This window comes from Paenibacillus ihbetae (assembly GCF_002741055.1).
Classification (GTDB): Bacteria; Bacillota; Bacilli; order Paenibacillales; family Paenibacillaceae; genus Paenibacillus_AQ; species Paenibacillus_AQ ihbetae.
Window position 1 is genome coordinate 4,411,306 of sequence record NZ_CP016809.1, and the last position, 15,309, is coordinate 4,426,614.

At 52.5% G+C, this 15,309-nt stretch carries 14 protein-coding genes and 1 pseudogene; 12 read left to right on the plus strand and 3 right to left on the minus strand.

Annotation, left to right across the window (positions count from 1 at the left end; all coding sequences use genetic code 11):
- Positions 1 to 71: 71 nt before the first annotated feature.
- From BBD41_RS19735 to BBD41_RS19745, 3 genes are all read left to right on the plus strand, one after another.
- Positions 72 to 1,049 (plus strand): LacI family DNA-binding transcriptional regulator, encoded by a 978-nt coding sequence (locus BBD41_RS19735; RefSeq protein ID WP_077567980.1) that lies wholly within the window; start codon positions 72 to 74, stop codon positions 1,047 to 1,049.
- 155 nt (positions 1,050 to 1,204) lie between these two features.
- Complete coding sequence (locus tag BBD41_RS19740) at positions 1,205 to 2,131, plus strand: prenyltransferase (RefSeq protein ID WP_099478515.1); 927 nt, start codon at positions 1,205 to 1,207, stop codon at positions 2,129 to 2,131.
- A 35-nt stretch (positions 2,132 to 2,166) separates the two neighbouring features.
- Positions 2,167 to 2,898 (plus strand): DUF6081 family protein, encoded by a 732-nt coding sequence (locus BBD41_RS19745; protein WP_099478516.1) that lies wholly within the window; start codon positions 2,167 to 2,169, stop codon positions 2,896 to 2,898.
- Positions 2,899 to 3,115: 217 nt separating this feature from the next.
- Here the strand turns inward: BBD41_RS19745 and BBD41_RS19750 are convergent, their stop codons facing one another.
- From BBD41_RS19750 to BBD41_RS19760, 3 genes and pseudogenes are all read right to left on the minus strand, one after another.
- Positions 3,116 to 4,042 (minus strand): glycine betaine ABC transporter substrate-binding protein, encoded by a 927-nt coding sequence (locus tag BBD41_RS19750; protein WP_007132371.1) that lies wholly within the window; start codon positions 4,040 to 4,042, stop codon positions 3,116 to 3,118.
- A gap of 12 nt (positions 4,043 to 4,054) precedes the next feature.
- A pseudogene (locus tag BBD41_RS19755) lies at positions 4,055 to 4,877 on the minus strand (ABC transporter permease); the annotation flags it as partial.
- Positions 4,870 to 6,072, minus strand: a complete 1,203-nt coding sequence (locus tag BBD41_RS19760) for a quaternary amine ABC transporter ATP-binding protein (RefSeq protein ID WP_077567975.1) — start codon at positions 6,070 to 6,072, stop codon at positions 4,870 to 4,872. The pseudogene BBD41_RS19755 and the gene BBD41_RS19760, both read right to left, overlap by 8 nt.
- 381 nt (positions 6,073 to 6,453) lie before the next feature.
- Here BBD41_RS19760 and BBD41_RS19765 point away from each other — a divergent pair, with 381 nt between their 5' ends.
- From BBD41_RS19765 to BBD41_RS19805, 9 genes are all read left to right on the plus strand, one after another.
- A complete protein-coding gene (locus BBD41_RS19765) occupies positions 6,454 to 7,023 on the plus strand; it encodes a GbsR/MarR family transcriptional regulator (protein ID WP_077567974.1) in 570 nt (189 codons plus the stop codon).
- A gap of 190 nt (positions 7,024 to 7,213) precedes the next feature.
- A complete protein-coding gene (locus BBD41_RS19770) occupies positions 7,214 to 8,557 on the plus strand; it encodes an alpha/beta hydrolase (protein WP_099478518.1) in 1,344 nt (447 codons plus the stop codon).
- Positions 8,558 to 8,590: 33 nt separating this feature from the next.
- Complete coding sequence (locus tag BBD41_RS19775) at positions 8,591 to 9,151, plus strand: GNAT family N-acetyltransferase (protein ID WP_099478519.1); 561 nt, start codon at positions 8,591 to 8,593, stop codon at positions 9,149 to 9,151.
- Positions 9,152 to 9,339: 188 nt separating this feature from the next.
- Positions 9,340 to 9,846, plus strand: coding sequence for a winged helix-turn-helix domain-containing protein (locus tag BBD41_RS19780; RefSeq protein ID WP_007132377.1), 507 nt, complete (start codon positions 9,340 to 9,342; stop codon positions 9,844 to 9,846).
- Between the two features lie 54 nt (positions 9,847 to 9,900).
- Positions 9,901 to 11,235 carry an MFS transporter gene (locus tag BBD41_RS19785; RefSeq protein ID WP_099478520.1) on the plus strand — a complete coding sequence of 445 codons (1,335 nt, stop codon included), beginning with the start codon at positions 9,901 to 9,903 and terminating at the stop codon, positions 11,233 to 11,235.
- Between the two features lie 223 nt (positions 11,236 to 11,458).
- A complete protein-coding gene (locus tag BBD41_RS19790; RefSeq protein ID WP_077567969.1) occupies positions 11,459 to 12,571 on the plus strand; it encodes an outer membrane lipoprotein-sorting protein in 1,113 nt (370 codons plus the stop codon).
- 269 nt (positions 12,572 to 12,840) lie between these two features.
- Positions 12,841 to 14,028: an alanine racemase gene (gene alr, locus BBD41_RS19795; RefSeq protein ID WP_099478521.1), complete on the plus strand. Its 1,188-nt coding sequence runs from the start codon at positions 12,841 to 12,843 to the stop codon at positions 14,026 to 14,028.
- Positions 14,029 to 14,262: 234 nt separating this feature from the next.
- On the plus strand, positions 14,263 to 14,544 hold the full coding sequence (locus tag BBD41_RS19800; protein ID WP_028406492.1) for a CopG family ribbon-helix-helix protein: 282 nt from the start codon (positions 14,263 to 14,265) through the stop codon (positions 14,542 to 14,544).
- A gap of 3 nt (positions 14,545 to 14,547) precedes the next feature.
- Positions 14,548 to 14,898: a type II toxin-antitoxin system PemK/MazF family toxin gene (locus BBD41_RS19805; RefSeq protein ID WP_006212388.1), complete on the plus strand. Its 351-nt coding sequence runs from the start codon at positions 14,548 to 14,550 to the stop codon at positions 14,896 to 14,898.
- The last annotated feature ends 411 nt before the right edge of the window (positions 14,899 to 15,309 follow it).

Below are 15,309 nucleotides of genomic sequence, written 5' to 3' on the forward strand. Positions count from 1 at the left end.
GAATCAACTGCCGGATCATGATAGTATCGAGAATAGATAGACGGCAGGCTAGAATCGAGGAGGGCAAGAGCATGGCCAATATCAAAGAAATCGCGAAGCTTGCGGGCGTGTCGGTATCCACGGTATCCCGGGTGCTCAATAATCATCCCTATGTCAGCGAGGAAAAGCGTGCGCGGGTCCTGGCGACGATGAAGCAGCTGAAGTATGCGCGCAATATGAACGCTGTTCACCTCATTACGGGCAGAACGATGAATATCGCCATCATGCTGCCGTTCATTAATCATGCGTACTTCTCCTTGCTGATGGAGGGGGCCGGACAAGAAGCGCTGGCGGCAAGCTACCGGCTTATTCTTTGTCAGACGGGTTATGCGCAGGATAAAGAAGTGGAAGTGCTGGAGATGCTGCGAAACCGGGAAATTGACGGAATCATTATTCTATCGTCCGCCGTTACCCCGGAGCAGATCGAAGCCTACTGTCCATATGGCCCGATTGTGTGCTGTCTGGATGCCGGTGAACGATTATTTTCTTCTATATATATTAATCATGCGGAGGCTTTCCGGCGTGCTATGCATTATCTGATTGACCGGGGCCACCGCCGAATCGGGTTTACGGTAGGGAGGCTGGACAGCCCGAGCACGAGAGCCCGTAAAGCAGCCTATGAAGAGGTGCTGGAAGAAATCGGAGAGCCTTCCCGTGAGGAATGGATACTGGATGGCTGCATTGATCTTGAGGATGGCGCGGCCATTATGGACCGGCTAACGGAAATGGAAGAGCGGCCAAGCGCCCTGCTCGTGACGGGGGACCATGTGGCGGCCGGCTTGATCTACGAAGCGGAGAAGCGGGGTTTATCCATCCCGCGGGAGCTTGCGGTCATTGGATTCGACAATCAACCCATCGGCAAAATGCTGGGGCTCACGACGATCGACAACCGATTGCTCGATATGGGTGCCGAGGCTTTCAAAATCGTGTATGCCCATATTCAAGGGGAGCGGAAAGACCCGGTGCGAAAGGAGCTGCCATTCGAATTGATTGAACGCTCGTCGGTATAGGGACTGTAAGCCAAGTTCTTACAGATAGATTACAAAGTTCGACAATTGTGATATCCTTAGTGGAGCAAGTTCTTTGTTTCACAACATTCATTAACGTCTGCAAGCGTTTTGCAGGCGTTCTATTCTGTATTTAAGAAAGAAAGGAGCCTACGCTAGTGGATGTCCTGAATCAGTTCAAAAAAGCTTCCCGTATCCAAGTCATTCCGGTCATGCTCATTCCGGTTGCTTTGGGGGCGCTCGGAGCTTACGTATGGACAAGCCGTTTCCATATCGGGCTTTTTTTATTGACCTTGTTCGGAAGCGGGGCTGCCCATTTGTTCTCCAATATGGTGAACGATTTGTGGGACTATAAGAACGGGACCGATACGGAGGCCCAGGAGCACGTCGATGCGATCTCCACGAATTCCGGTTTTCTGACCAAGGGGATCTGGTCCATCCGCAAATTCGAGATCGTTACCTGGACGCTGTTCGGAATTGCCGCATTATGCGGGATTATTCTGAGCTTGATCAGCGGCTGGTGGGCGCTTCTGTTCGGCGCGCTCGGCGGGCTCATCGCTTATTTTTACGTGGCGCCGCCCGTTCGGTTCGGATACCGGGGCAAGGGCTACAGCGAAATTGCGATCCTATTGTCCTTCGGTATTTTGCCTGTAATGGGAGCGTTCTATGTCCAGACTTCAACCATGGATCTTCGTGCGCTGCTGTTGTCGCTGCCGATCGGGCTGCTCACGACCTTGATTCTGTTCAATCATCACTTCCTGCATTGGCAGGCGGATCGTCAGGCCGGAAAGAGAACGCTCGTGGTCGTATGGGGGGAGAAGCGGGCACTGACGTTCTCGCGTGCACTGCTGCTGCTGGCCTGTCTGTCCTTGGTTGCATGCGTCCTTGCCGGGGCGCTTCCGCCTTATGCGATTATCGCTCTGCTGACCGTTATTCCGCTCTATCTTGTGTATGGAAGACTGAAGGATAGCAACCGTTCCGAAGCTTACTTGCCGCTGATGGGCGCGTCAACGATGACAACGATGCGCTGCGGCGGCGTGTTGATCCTGTCGTTGCTTGTCCAAGGCATAATCCAGGCATTCTAAACACCTATTTTTGTGAGAAAGAAGGAGACTTGAGAATGGAACAACAACGCGTTTTTGGTGATTTTCATACCATCCTGTCCGAGGGCAAGGTGTGGAAGATCGGCGGCTTTCCGCTGCCGGACGGTTCGTTCTGGGAATACCGGGAGCCCAACGCCGTCGTTATCGTACGCAATGGCATCCTGTATGTGCGCGCGCCGCTGAGCCGTCAGAACGATCAGATTCAGATTCTCGACAATGCCAAGCATATGTATTATTCCGTGGAAGAGGTTGAGGTGCCGGAATCGGGCGAAGTGACCTTCGAGCTCCAGATCCGTGCCCGTACGCAAGGCACCGTTCCCGGCGATTTGTACGACGGCTATGTATCTTTGAATCTGCTGGATTTCTCCACCGGAGCCGCCCTCGACTTCTTCGCTTCGAACGATAAGTATGCCAGCGTGTATGCGGTGCTGCCTTTCCCTGGCGTGCAGGTGCCGGAATCGGATAAAACCCGCTTTTTCTGCATTTTTAAAGAGGAAGACACGCACTTCAAACCGCAGGAATTCAACACGTACAAAATCACCTATAACCGCAGCGAGGACGAGGCAGTATTCTACGTGAACGGACAGGAAGTCCGTCGGGAGAACAACATCCCAATCAAATTCAACAAGTTCACGATTGCCCTTGGCATCATGACGGAGAAGGATCTGACACCGCAGGGCAGCGTGTCGGTCCATGGCCAAACCGTCATAGCCGAGTACTCCCCGGTTACGGTAACCATCAAGGAATAGCTGCTATCCATGTAAAAAAGCGAGCCGCGCTCACATTAGAGCGCGGCTCGTTTGCGTTGTACGGAAGGGAGTGGATTGGTTTACTTGGGTAGCACGTGGCTGGGGGTAGATTGTCGAGCCAACAAGTCCCCAAAACGGACGTGCCCCCGGACTATACATCCCCACTATAGCCCAAAAAGCCACCCTTTGCGGGTGGCTTTCATCTAAGGCTCAATATTTACTTCTTCAAATCTTCAATCGAGTTCACGTCGACATATGAAGGAACGACGAGACCGGTTTTAACGCCTTCCATGTTAGCGCCAAGGTCTTCGACCTGATCCTTGAACTTATCCCAGTAGTCGGCATGCGTCAGCGGGAGCCATGCAGCAACCGTAGCGTCGACGTCGCCGTTAGCGACCCCGGTCCACATTGGGCCGGCTTCGACCTGAAGCGCCTCGACCTTAAAGCCAAGCTTCTCTTCCATAATGACCTTCAGCAGGTTGGTGCTGGCGATTTCGGAATCCCAAGCAACATAGCTGAATTTGAAGCTTTTGCCGTCAACGGGCTGAACGCCTTGCGTCCATTCGTTCACTTTCTCGCTGTTCGCTTCCATCCATTCCTTGGCAGCAGCTTCAGGATTCTGCCCTTCCTGGATGGCGGTCATGATTTGACCCATATCGTCCGAGGTCCATTTGAAGTTGCTCAAGAACTGATAAGCCTCCGGCTGATCCTCTTTCAGGCCTTTACGGACGACCGTGTGAATTTCTTCGGCTTCGCCATAAACCTTCTTCGGATCCTCCAGATACTTCAGATCATACTTGGAGAACATCCAGTGCGGCGTCCAGCCGGTAATGATGATCGGCTCCTTTTTCTTGATCGCCTTATCGAGCGTAGCTGTCATCGCTGCACCGGAGCCTTCGATCAGCTTCCAATCCGTCAAGCCATATTCCTCGATCGCGGCAGCTGTGGCTTTCATAATACCAGCGCCTGGATCAATACCGATGATTTCATGGTTTACCTGTTCGCCGATCGAGCCGGCGGCTCCGCCGTTTGCGCCTTCGCCGCCCTGGGCTCCGTTCGTGCCGCCGTTCCCGCCTTGTCCGCATGCGGACAGAAGGAGGACAGCCGCCAAGCTAAGCATCAACCACCATTTCTTGTTCTTCAAGTTAAGCACCCCTCTTTTTCGTTTTAAATATATTTTGAGTAAAGCGGTCCAGGACAATCGCCAGGATGACGACAGCCAGACCCGCCTCAAACCCTTTACCGATCTGCAGCTGGGTTACTGCACGGTAGACCTCGGCACCGATACCCTGGGCACCGATCATCGAAGCGATAACAACCATCGACAAGCACAGCATGATCGTTTGGTTAATCCCGGCCATCAAGGTCGGCATAGCCAGTGGCAGCTGTACCTTGAACAGCTTCTGTCCGGAAGTCGAGCCGAATGCATCGGCGGCTTCGGTCAGCTCGCCGGATACCTGCATAATGCCCAGCCGCGTCAGGCGGATCGTCGGCGGAATCGCAAAGATCACGGAAGCGATCACGCCCGGAACGACCCCGAGGCTAAAGAACGTAACCGCAGGCAGCAGATAGACGAAAGCGGGCATAGTCTGCATAAAGTCCAGGATCGGAATGATGATTCTGGAAGCGGTCTTGCTGTAGGCTGCCCAGATGCCGAGCGGCACTCCGAGCACGATCGAGATCAACCCTGCCGTAATGACCAGGCTTAGCGTGCTCATCGTTTGCGGCCAATACCCGAGATTTTCGATGATGAGAAAACCGATGACCGTAAAAAACGTCAGCGGCAAGCGACCAAGCAAATACGCAAGGACAGCCAATATGACGATGAACAGGTACGGATGGGGCAGCATAAATACATCTGTAAAAAACTCGACAATTCCTTCAATAACAAAGGAGATGGCATTGAAAAAGCCCGAGAACGTTTCTCCCATCCAATCCACCAAGGAATCGATCCAGCTTGCGAGAGGAATCTTAGGCATCTTGCGTCACCCCCTCATTCTTGGTTTCCCCGGCCAACGCGCCGAGCACGGCCCCGCGGACGATAACGCCCATCAGGCGGCCATTGTCGTCGACAACGGCAAGCGGTACTTTGGACATGCTCGTAATTTCGAACAGCTCGTTGAGCAAAGTGTCCGGACCGACTCTAGGACCGTCCGTAATCAAAATATCCTCAAGCTTGCGATGATTCTTCATCGCATCGGAAGCATCCTCGGCGGTGATGACTCCGAGCAGCTTCTTGGCGCGGTCTATCACGAACAGGTTGGATATTCCCCGTTCGCGCATCAGCTCCAGCGCAACACGCGGACCGCGGTCCATCGTAATCGCTTCGGGCCGGCGCATAACGTGTGACGCCGTCAGTACCTTCGACAGATCGACGTCCTCCACGAACCGCTCAACGTAATCGTTGGCCGGCTGTGTCAGTATTTCCTCAGGCGTACCGATCTGCACGACGGCGCCGTCCTTCATCAGGGCGATGCGGTCTCCGATCCGGAGCGCCTCATCCAGGTCGTGGGTAATGAACACGATGGTTTTTTTCATTTTGTCCTGAAGCTCGATGAGCTCATCCTGCATATCCCGACGGATCAGCGGATCGAGCGCGCTGAACGCTTCGTCCATGAGCAGAATTTCGGGATCGTTGGCAAGCGCCCGGGCCAGCCCGACACGCTGCTGCATGCCGCCGCTGAGTTCATCCGGCATTTTGTCCTCCCAGCCCTTGAGCCCTACAAGCTCGAGCGCCTTCATGGCGGCATCGCGCCGCTTGGATTTATTGACCTTCTGAATTTCCAGGCCGTATTCGACATTGTCGAGCACGGTACGGTGCGGGAACAATGCGAACTTTTGGAATACCATGCTGATCGTTTTGCGGCGTACCTCGCGCAGCTGTTCCTTATTCATTTTTCTCAAATCCTTGCCATGGATCAGAATTTCTCCTGAAGTCGGTTCAATCAACCGATTTAGCAAACGGACTAATGTAGACTTACCGCTGCCGGACAGCCCCATGATGACGAAGATTTCGCCTTCCTGAATATCAAAGCTGACACGGTTAACGCCAACCGTTATATTTTTCTCTTTTGCGATTCGCGCTTTGGACCAGCCTTGCTCCAGCAGCTGAAGCCCTTGCTCGGCACCCGGGCCGAACAGCTTGCTGACGTTCTTCACTTGCAGAATAGCCAAGAGTGACTCCTCCTTTTAATGTGTAGAGACGCGTCCGAGCTAACCTCAGTGCTAACCCGGTCCGTCACTGCCGTCTCGTAAACCCATGTTCATCATTGTAACAATGGCTACGTAAAGTATCAAACGTTATATCCGTACGTAAAGTACGTACAGTAAAAACTGTACAAAGTTATCCTCCCGAATCCTTTCGGATGCTCCCATATGCTTAGTCATCGCTGTTCTTTACTTTTAAAATAGCTTTCCCTACAATAGACGAGAGAATGTGTGTGGATTGGGCTTGTTTAGATTCGCTCCAGATCGTTCACACTACAACTCGAGTCCAATCAGTTTTGTTGTATGGCATGACTTCTTGGATGGTTACAGAAAGAGGAGGCTGCAAGCATGAGCTTGTACCAGTTGGATGAGGAACGGCAGGCTGCTGTGCAAAAGATTCGTAAGCGTGTCATTGAAAATATTGGACGAAATATGGACTTGTACGGCATTCCGCTCTCGACAGGTCATTTGTATGGCCTGTTGTATTTTGCCGATAAACCGATGAACCTGGATGAGATGGGACAGGAAATGAAGATGAGCAAGACCAGCATGAGCACCGGGGTGCGAACCTTGCTCGATCATAAGATGGTAAACAAAGTGTGGGAGAAGGGCTCCCGCAAAGACCTGTATGAAGTGGAGTATGATTGGTACCAGACCTTCGTGGACTTTTTCGACATTAAGTGGAGGAAGTCGGTGGAGAGCAACATCCTCGTCCTTCGCAAGGCGCTGCAAGAAACCGAGAAGCTTCTTAAAGAATATGAGGATGATCCGGTCATGGTAGCCGTGCTTGAGGCCGATCGGACCAAGATGCGCGAAGCCGTGGCGTATTACCGGTGGCTGGAGCGGCTGATTGATGCCTTTGTTGACGGAGATATTTTTAAATATGTTCCGAAAGAGCCGCCGGAGGGCGGTTCCTGATCTTGTAAGCAGCTGAAATTCCTTTTATAATACGAGTAAGGCAATGCTTACCTAACAAGGTACAACCTGTTCATCGGGTTGTGCCTTTTTTTGTTGGGTCAGGGGCGGGGAGGAAGCCGGCATCAAGGATCCGAAATCGCGCGTCAAAGCTTCACCCTTGCTCCCAAAGAATAAAGTGGGAGGGTTACATATGGTACATTCGAAATCCCGGCATGATGAAAGACTGGTGGAAATTCCGCATTTTGCATCCGAAATCCTGGGCAACACCCGCAGCTTGTTCGTCTATCTTCCACCCGACTATCACGAGAATACGGAGCGTCGTTACGCCGTACTCTATATGCATGACGGACAGCACGTCTTCTCCGCGGATGCGTCGGGGGAATCCTGGGACATGCATGTTACCGCAGACCGGCTTGTCGCCGAAGGACGGATGGACGGGATCTTGATCGTTGGCATCGCGACCGTGCCGGATCAGAGGCTGAACGAGTATTTTCACGAGCATCCAAACATGCACCTTGCATTCAAACCGCCTTTTGATGGCGATCGGTATGAGGCGTTTGTCATTGATGAAGTGATGCCGTACATCAACCGGTCCTTCAGAACGTTGACCGGTCCCGGGCATACGGCGATGATGGGCTCCTCCGCAGGCGGAATCGTCACGTACAATATCGGCTTTAGGCGTCCGGATGTGTTCGGCCAGATTGCGGTGATGTCGCCTTACTTCGTAAAGGCCGATTTCGATGAAGAGGGCGAGCTTCGCGAAATTCCGTTCTACCACAGATACGGCACGCACCCGAAGCTTCGGGTGTGGCTGGATATGGGCGGAGCCGAAGGGACGTTCATGGAGAAGTACGCCCGAGAAGAAGCCGAACGGCTGGTCGCCGACGGGTTCGTGCCCGGAGAAGACCTTATGCTGTACCTGCATCCTGGTGCTGGTCACAGCCAGAGTGATTGGGCGGCTAGAGCCCACGCCCCGCTGCTGTACTTTTTCGGACGAATCGGGGAGGCTGAAGCTCTCCAGATTTGCGGGGACGAGATCGTGGGGGTGAAGGGGCCCGACAAGCGGATCAATCCGGTGGTGACGTATACGAGCGGTTTCATGCAGAGCGCCATGCGAGCGACATATACGGTTCTTGACCCGCAGCTGCTTGAAGTCAAGCCTGACGGTACGCTGATCGCCAAATCGCCCGGAACGACTAGGGTGATCGTCCAATATGGAGGCTGCACGGCGGACAAGGAAATCACCATTGTCGACGCTTTGCCGGAACGGGTTAACGTAACGGTCACGGTAAAGGTCCCGGCATCAACGCCGCCATATCCTTCGCTGTATGCGGGGATTGAGGTCAAGCCGGCTGGAGACGGGCTCTACAAGGGGAGCGCGATGATCCCTCACGGTCTTACTTTTACGTTCAAGGTATCACATGGGTTCGGCCGACATGAGCGGCTGAAGCCGGATTCGGGAATCACGCGGCGGTCGTTTGTGGCGTCTTCCGATCAGGAGCTGTATTATGAGGTAGAAGGTTGGGAGACTTAGAATTTTTGGAACAAAATCGGAGGTTATAACATCATGACGATTAGATCGGCAAGACCGGAGGATGCAGCAGCTGCTTCAAGATTGCTTTATGACGCCCTGCACGACATTGCGCACCAGCTGACGGGGGAAGAAAGCGAGGAAGGGGCTGTTCGTGTTCTGGAGCAGTTTTTCCGGGAGCATGAAGGCAGGCTTAGCTATAAGCAGGCAGCCGTCAAAGAGATCGAAGGCACCGCAGCCGGTATTATCGTCGCCTACGGAGGGGACCAAGCGCCGGAACTGGACCGCCCGATCATCGAGCGTTTGCGCCGTCTCAAGCATGACGATACATTGACGTTGGATAAGGAAGCCGATATCGACGAGTATTATATCGATACATTGTCCGTATCCCCGGCATTCGGCGGGCAAGGCATAGGTTCTGCACTAATCAGCTATATGGAGGAGCGGGCAAAGGAGCTGCAATATCGTAAAATTGCGCTCGCCGTCGTACAAGGGAATGAACGGGCCTATGCTCTCTATGAAAGACGGGGCTACGCCACGGATAAAGAAATCATGATTAACGGACATGTTTACCGTCATATGGTCAAGCTTTTATAAAAAGAGTTTGTAAAAAAGTAATCCAGAAAAATTTTAAACCGCCTATTTACAATTGGTAATAGGTGGTTTATTATTGATCCAGGACGATCTAAAAAATTAGAATGAATAGAAACATTAGAACAAACGATTAAATCAGATCAAATTATGTAGTTAGAATGAATAATAATTATTGGAACGGAGTGATTCATATGGATTCGAATCAAAATCAACAGGGCATGTTCGACATTACGGTGGAACAGGCGAAGCTGCTCGGGAGCTCACAGCGAGTCAAGATCATCGGGAGCTTGACCGATACGCCGAAAACCGCCAAGCAAGTAGCCGATGAGCTGGGGGAATCTCCCGGAAGCATCCACTACCATATCCAAAAGCTGTATGATGGAGGCCTGATCGATCTGGTAGAGACCCGTACGGTGGGGGGGATTGTGGAGAAATACTACAAATCCAAGGCCAAATGGTTTAACACGACAGGCCCGCAATCGCTGGATCCTGCGCTGGCCGATGATTACAATGCGGTTTCCAGCACGAAGATCCAGCTGCGGCTGCAGCTGACGGAAGAGGAGCGGGAAGAGCTGGCGAAGGATTTTAGATCGCTGCTAGAAAAATGGGTCAAGAAAACCATCGCCGCCAAAGACGATTCCAAAGAGTATGCGATCGGCGTCAATTTAGTCTCTACCGAAGAGGCGTCTAAGAAATAAGGAGCTTGCTTCCGAGCCTCCTCCAAAAAACGAACTGAAATGGAGTGTTAAACGATGGAAATTTTTAAGAACCGCAACTTCCTGCTCCTCTTTATCGGCCGCATCTTGACGAATATCGGCGACAGCTTATACGCTGTTGCCGCCATGTGGCTCGTTTATGATTTGGGAGGCTCGACGCTCTACACGGGTCTGGCCGGGTTTCTGTCCATTCTGCCCCGCGTCATCCAGATTTTCTCCGGACCGCTCATCGACCGCTTTCCACTGCGCGGAATTCTGGTATATACGCAGCTCATCCAGGCCGGATTGCTGCTCATCGTGCCTGCTGCCTATTATTTCGATTTTCTGACGGTGGGGCTGGTACTGACCATTACGCCGATCATGTCGACGCTCAATATGTGGGTGTATCCGGCTCAAATGTCGGCGCTGCCAAGAATCATTGACAAGAAGCAGCTAACGCAGGGCAATTCATTGTTTACTCTGGCTTACCAAGGCATTGACGTTGCGTGCAACGCGGTTTCGGGAGGGCTCATCATTCTGCTAGGTGCCGTATCGCTGTACGTGTGGAATTCGGTCGGTTTTTTCATCGGGGCGATTCTGTTTGCCCAGCTTCGCATCAAGGCATCAAGTTCGACTTCGTCTAACAACGTAGAATCGAGTTCGAGTAAAATGGTTCCTACGGACGGTACATCGGCAGCCAAAAGGAAAGGCTCCTTCCATCTGTACATTGAGGATATGAAAGCAGGAATGCGATTTTTCATAGGCACACCGCTGGCGCGGATTCTGTTCGGCGTCATTGCGATCAACGCTGTCGGAGGCGCAACCTTTACGGTCATGCCGGCCTTTGCCGACAATCTCGGCGGCCCCGGCGTCTACGGCATTCTGCTTATGGCGCAAGCATGCGGCAGCCTGCTGGGCGCGCTGGCCGCCCCGTATTTGAAGCTGGAGAAATACCGCCTCGGAATGATTTATGCGATGGCATTCTGCGTGTCGGGAGCCCTGTGGTGCCTGAGCGTACTCACGCCTTGGACTTGGATGGTGGTCCTGATCTACGGCCTGGCCTGGTTTCCTGGCGGTATTACGAACGTCATCATCAATACGGTCATCCAGAAGTCGATCCCTGAGAAAAATATGGGTACGGTGTTTGCCGCTGCCAACGGATTAAGCGGGATTGCGATGCCGCTCGGCAGCCTGATCGGCGGAAGCTTAGGCATAATTCTGGCCAGCTCCTCCATCATTGCCGGCTCCGGTCTGGTCGTGCTGCTTGTCGGGCTGTACTGGATCTTCGACCCGGTAACGCGGGGGCTGCCGGCTCCTAATGATATGGATGAGAGCAGCTTCGCACCGGCGGCGAAGAAATCTCCGGCAGGTGTCGTTTCAACGGAAGCATAATGTATCAGTTTTTTTCGGTTCTGCAAGACCGAATCCCGGAGGGGCAATGCGGTAGACACATACCCGCAGCCTCTTCTTCGGTTGTCCGGAGCATTCGCGATTGCAGGGTTGAGCTCATGTAGAATGAGCATTCCTGCTTGTCAGGCTAGTCTGCATAATGTGAACAAGTCCCTCATAGACATGTACTAATCAAGTCAAAACATGTGTTGAAGGGGATGATGACATGCGCCGGATTTCATGGGTGCTGCTCGCTGTCGTATTATGCATGGCAACGATACTGGCGGGATGCGGGAAGAAAAATGCGGACAGCGTTGTGAAGGATCTGAACAAGGTGGCAGATAAGCTGGAAAGTGCGAAAGGCGCTTACCAGGGAGCGGGCGTCATGACCATACATACCGGTACGACGCCGCAGGAGTATCAAGTTGAGGTATGGTACCAGTCTCCATCTTATTATCGGATCAGCTTGGCCAATGGGGAGAAGGACATTAAGCAGATCGTGCTCCGCAACGATGACGGCGTATTTATTCTGACGCCAAGCTTGAACAAAAGCTTCCGCTTCAAGAGCGATTGGCCGGATAACCAGGGTCAGGTATATCTGTACCAGACGCTGCTCAGCAGTATCCTGAACGATAACACGCGCCAGTTTGCCGAGGACAAGGACAGCTATGTATTTGACGTCGCGGCGAACTATCACAGCCATTCGCTAATCCGGCAGAAGATCTGGCTTGCCAAGGACAATTATTCGCCGAAGCAGGTTCAAGTTTCCGATTCGGAAGCGAATGTCGTTGTTGAAGTGAAATTCAATAATTTCACGTTCGATACCAACTTGACGAAAGAATCGTTTGACACGAGCCGGAACCTCTCCGCGATGGGCGAAACCCAGGGCATGCTGGCCGAAGTGGACGAGAACGGGCTCCCGGTCGCTTCCGGCACCGAGAATGGCAGTGCGAATGCACCCGAGGGTTTGACAGAGACGGCCGCGGGTAAGGATATGGGATCTTTCGGCATCGTCTATCCAGAATATGTGCCGGCCGGTGTAACGGAAAAGGATACGATGGAAGTGCCGAATAGCGAAGACCATGCGGTGATTCTGAAATATGACGGGGTATACCAGTACACGATTATGGAATCCAGACCGAAGGACCGTGTCGTATCGCTTGTGCCGGGCGAAGCGGTTTACATTGATTTTACGACGGTTGGACTGCTGACCGGCGACCAGCAGCGCACGCTGACGTGGAGCACGGATGGGGTCGAATATCGACTGACGAGCGCCAATCTCCCTGTCGAGGAGATGAAGAAAATCGCTGCTTCCATGCAGGGACAATCGGGTAAATAATACGATGAAGGCGGATACCAAGCTTGGCGGAAGAAACGTTCCGACAATGAGGCCATTCGCCTCTTTTTCCAAATAAAGGACATTTGAGGCGGGCTGCGAGCTTTTTTGCTGCCGATTTATCGGGAGATGTCCATGCTTTCCCGGTTCGTGGTACCGGTCATGCACGAAAAATGGGCAGCAGGTGTCAATTGACAGTTGCCTTCGGGAACATTACCATTAATCTATTATTAGCCCACAGCTTTTTCAAAATGGTAAGAAGGTGACTGGAATTGCAAGCGATATATCGACCTACCCTGGCGGACATCAACTTGGATCATCTGCGCGCCAACTACAACGCTTTTCGTGAAGCGCTGCCTGAAGACATGCTGCTGCTTGCATGCGTGAAGGCGAACGCGTACGGACATGGCGCGGTGGAAGTGGCGCGCGAGCTTCAGCAGCTGGGTGCGGATTATTTGAGCGTTGCGTTTCTCGATGAGGCGCTCGAGCTGCGTCAAGCCGGCATCACGCTGCCGATCCTCGTGCTCGGCTATACGCCGCCGGAAGGCGTGGAGGTGGCGCGCCGGCATGACGTCACGATCACCCTGTTCAGCACGGAAGTGCTCCAGGCGATCCAAGCGCTGCCTGCGGAGCCGGATAAGCCGCTTAAGGTACACATCAAGATCGACAGCGGGATGGGTCGTCTGGGCCTGCTTCCCGGCGAGCATGCCCTTGCTTTTATCGAAGAGGCATTCTCGCTGCCGCAGGTCATTGTCGAAGGAATGTTTACTCATTTTGCAAGAGCAGATGAAAACAACAAAGACTATACATTGGAACAGTACCGCCGTTTCAAGGGCGTAGCGGACGCGCTGCGGGATAGAGGCAGACATATCCCGATCATACATACGGGTAATAGCGCCGCCGCCATCGATACACCCGAGCTGTCCTATAATATGGTGCGTGTCGGCATCAGCTTGTATGGACTGTATCCCTCGGAGGAAGTGAATCGAAGAGCGGTGAGCCTTCACCCTGTCATGACGTTAAAGACCAAGCTGGTCTTTGTCAAAAATCTCCCTCCGCATTCCGGAATCAGCTATGGCTCGAAATATGTCACCGAGCAAACGGAGACGATCGGTACGCTTCCGATCGGCTACGCAGACGGCTTTTCCCGGATGCTGAGCGGTAAGGCAGAGGTGCTGATACGCGGCCGCCGCGTCCCTGTTGTCGGAAATATCTGTATGGACCAATGCATGGTATCGCTCAAACCATTTGCCGAAGAGTCGGCACAAATTCAAGCTGGTGAAGAGGTTGTACTCATCGGCCAGCAGTCTGGCGAGCGCATTACGGCAGATGAGCTGGCTGCCAAGCTGGGAACGATCCACTATGAAGTCGTCTGCATGATTGCCCATCGGGTGCCGCGCCGGTATATACGGGATGATATACCCGAAAAGACGCTGAACCCGCTTTGGACCACCCCTTGAATAAAAGACGCCGCATGTGTATTTTAAATCAAGGAAGACAGCAGGAGGAAATTGGACGGTCTTTGGCGAATGATGAATATGTCGCTAAAGTCTGTACGAATGTGTCGATTGTAGTTTATAATGATATGCAGCATACATGATATACCTTCGGCATATATATTCTTTTGTATAAATTTCCTTGAATAATGTAATACTGGTGCACAGGGCGAGAAGGTTGTGGGGGTGTAATAGAAGGTGGCCAATATGCAGAACACCAAACGAATCATGATCAGTTTACCGGATCATCTTTTGCAGGAAGTGGACGGGATCGCGCAGCTGGAGAATTCCAACCGCAGTGAGCTTATTAGGCAAGCCATGAAGTTGTACCTGAATGAACGGAAGAAGCGATATATTCGCGAATCCATGCAACGGGGTTATATGGAGATGGCCAAAATTAACCTAACCATGGCTTCCGAGGCGTTTCACGCGGAGGAAGATGCAGACAACACTCTAGACCGCTTAGTAAGCGGGGTGTAGACAGTGATCGTTAAACGGGGCGACGTATTTTTTGCGGATTTATCACCCGTTGTCGGTTCGGAGCAGGGAGGCGTAAGGCCGGTCCTTGTCATTCAGAACGATATCGGCAATCGGTTTAGTCCGACGGTAATTGTTGCAGCCATTACGGCACAAATTCAAAAAGCCAAGCTGCCGACCCATGTCGAAATCGACGCGGCGTCGCATGGATTTGACCGGGATTCCGTTATCTTGCTAGAGCAGATTCGTACGATTGACAAGCAACGGCTAACCGATAAAATCACCCATCTTGACGACGAAATGATGAGCAAGGTGGATGATTCCCTGCAGATCAGTCTGGGCTTGATCGATTTCTAGCGAACCGAACAAGCGTATATGCGTTTAGATCATATAGGTATGTGCAAAAAACCTCAAGGAGAGCGTCCTTGAGGTTTTTTGCGGTGCGTTAGTTCACCGGAAGCAGCGTATGTATCGTATTGTTGACGTGCGGATGCTCAGGGCCCGACGTCAGAGCCAGCCAAAAGCGGGGGGCTCGATGTCGGCGGCGGGCCAGACGCCTTAACGGGAGCCAAAGACAAGCAGCTCCGCTTTTTAGCGCATGGCCTTTGGCAGGGCAAGGCTTAAAGCTTATGCCCCAGGCGCCGGTATAAGAAAATAGGCGGTGGTAACAGCGGCAGCAATAAACAACAGGCATATTAAGGACCATGTCCATGCTTGATTGATTTTCATTATGATGTCCTCCTAATATGTGGTTGAGTGGCTGAAGTT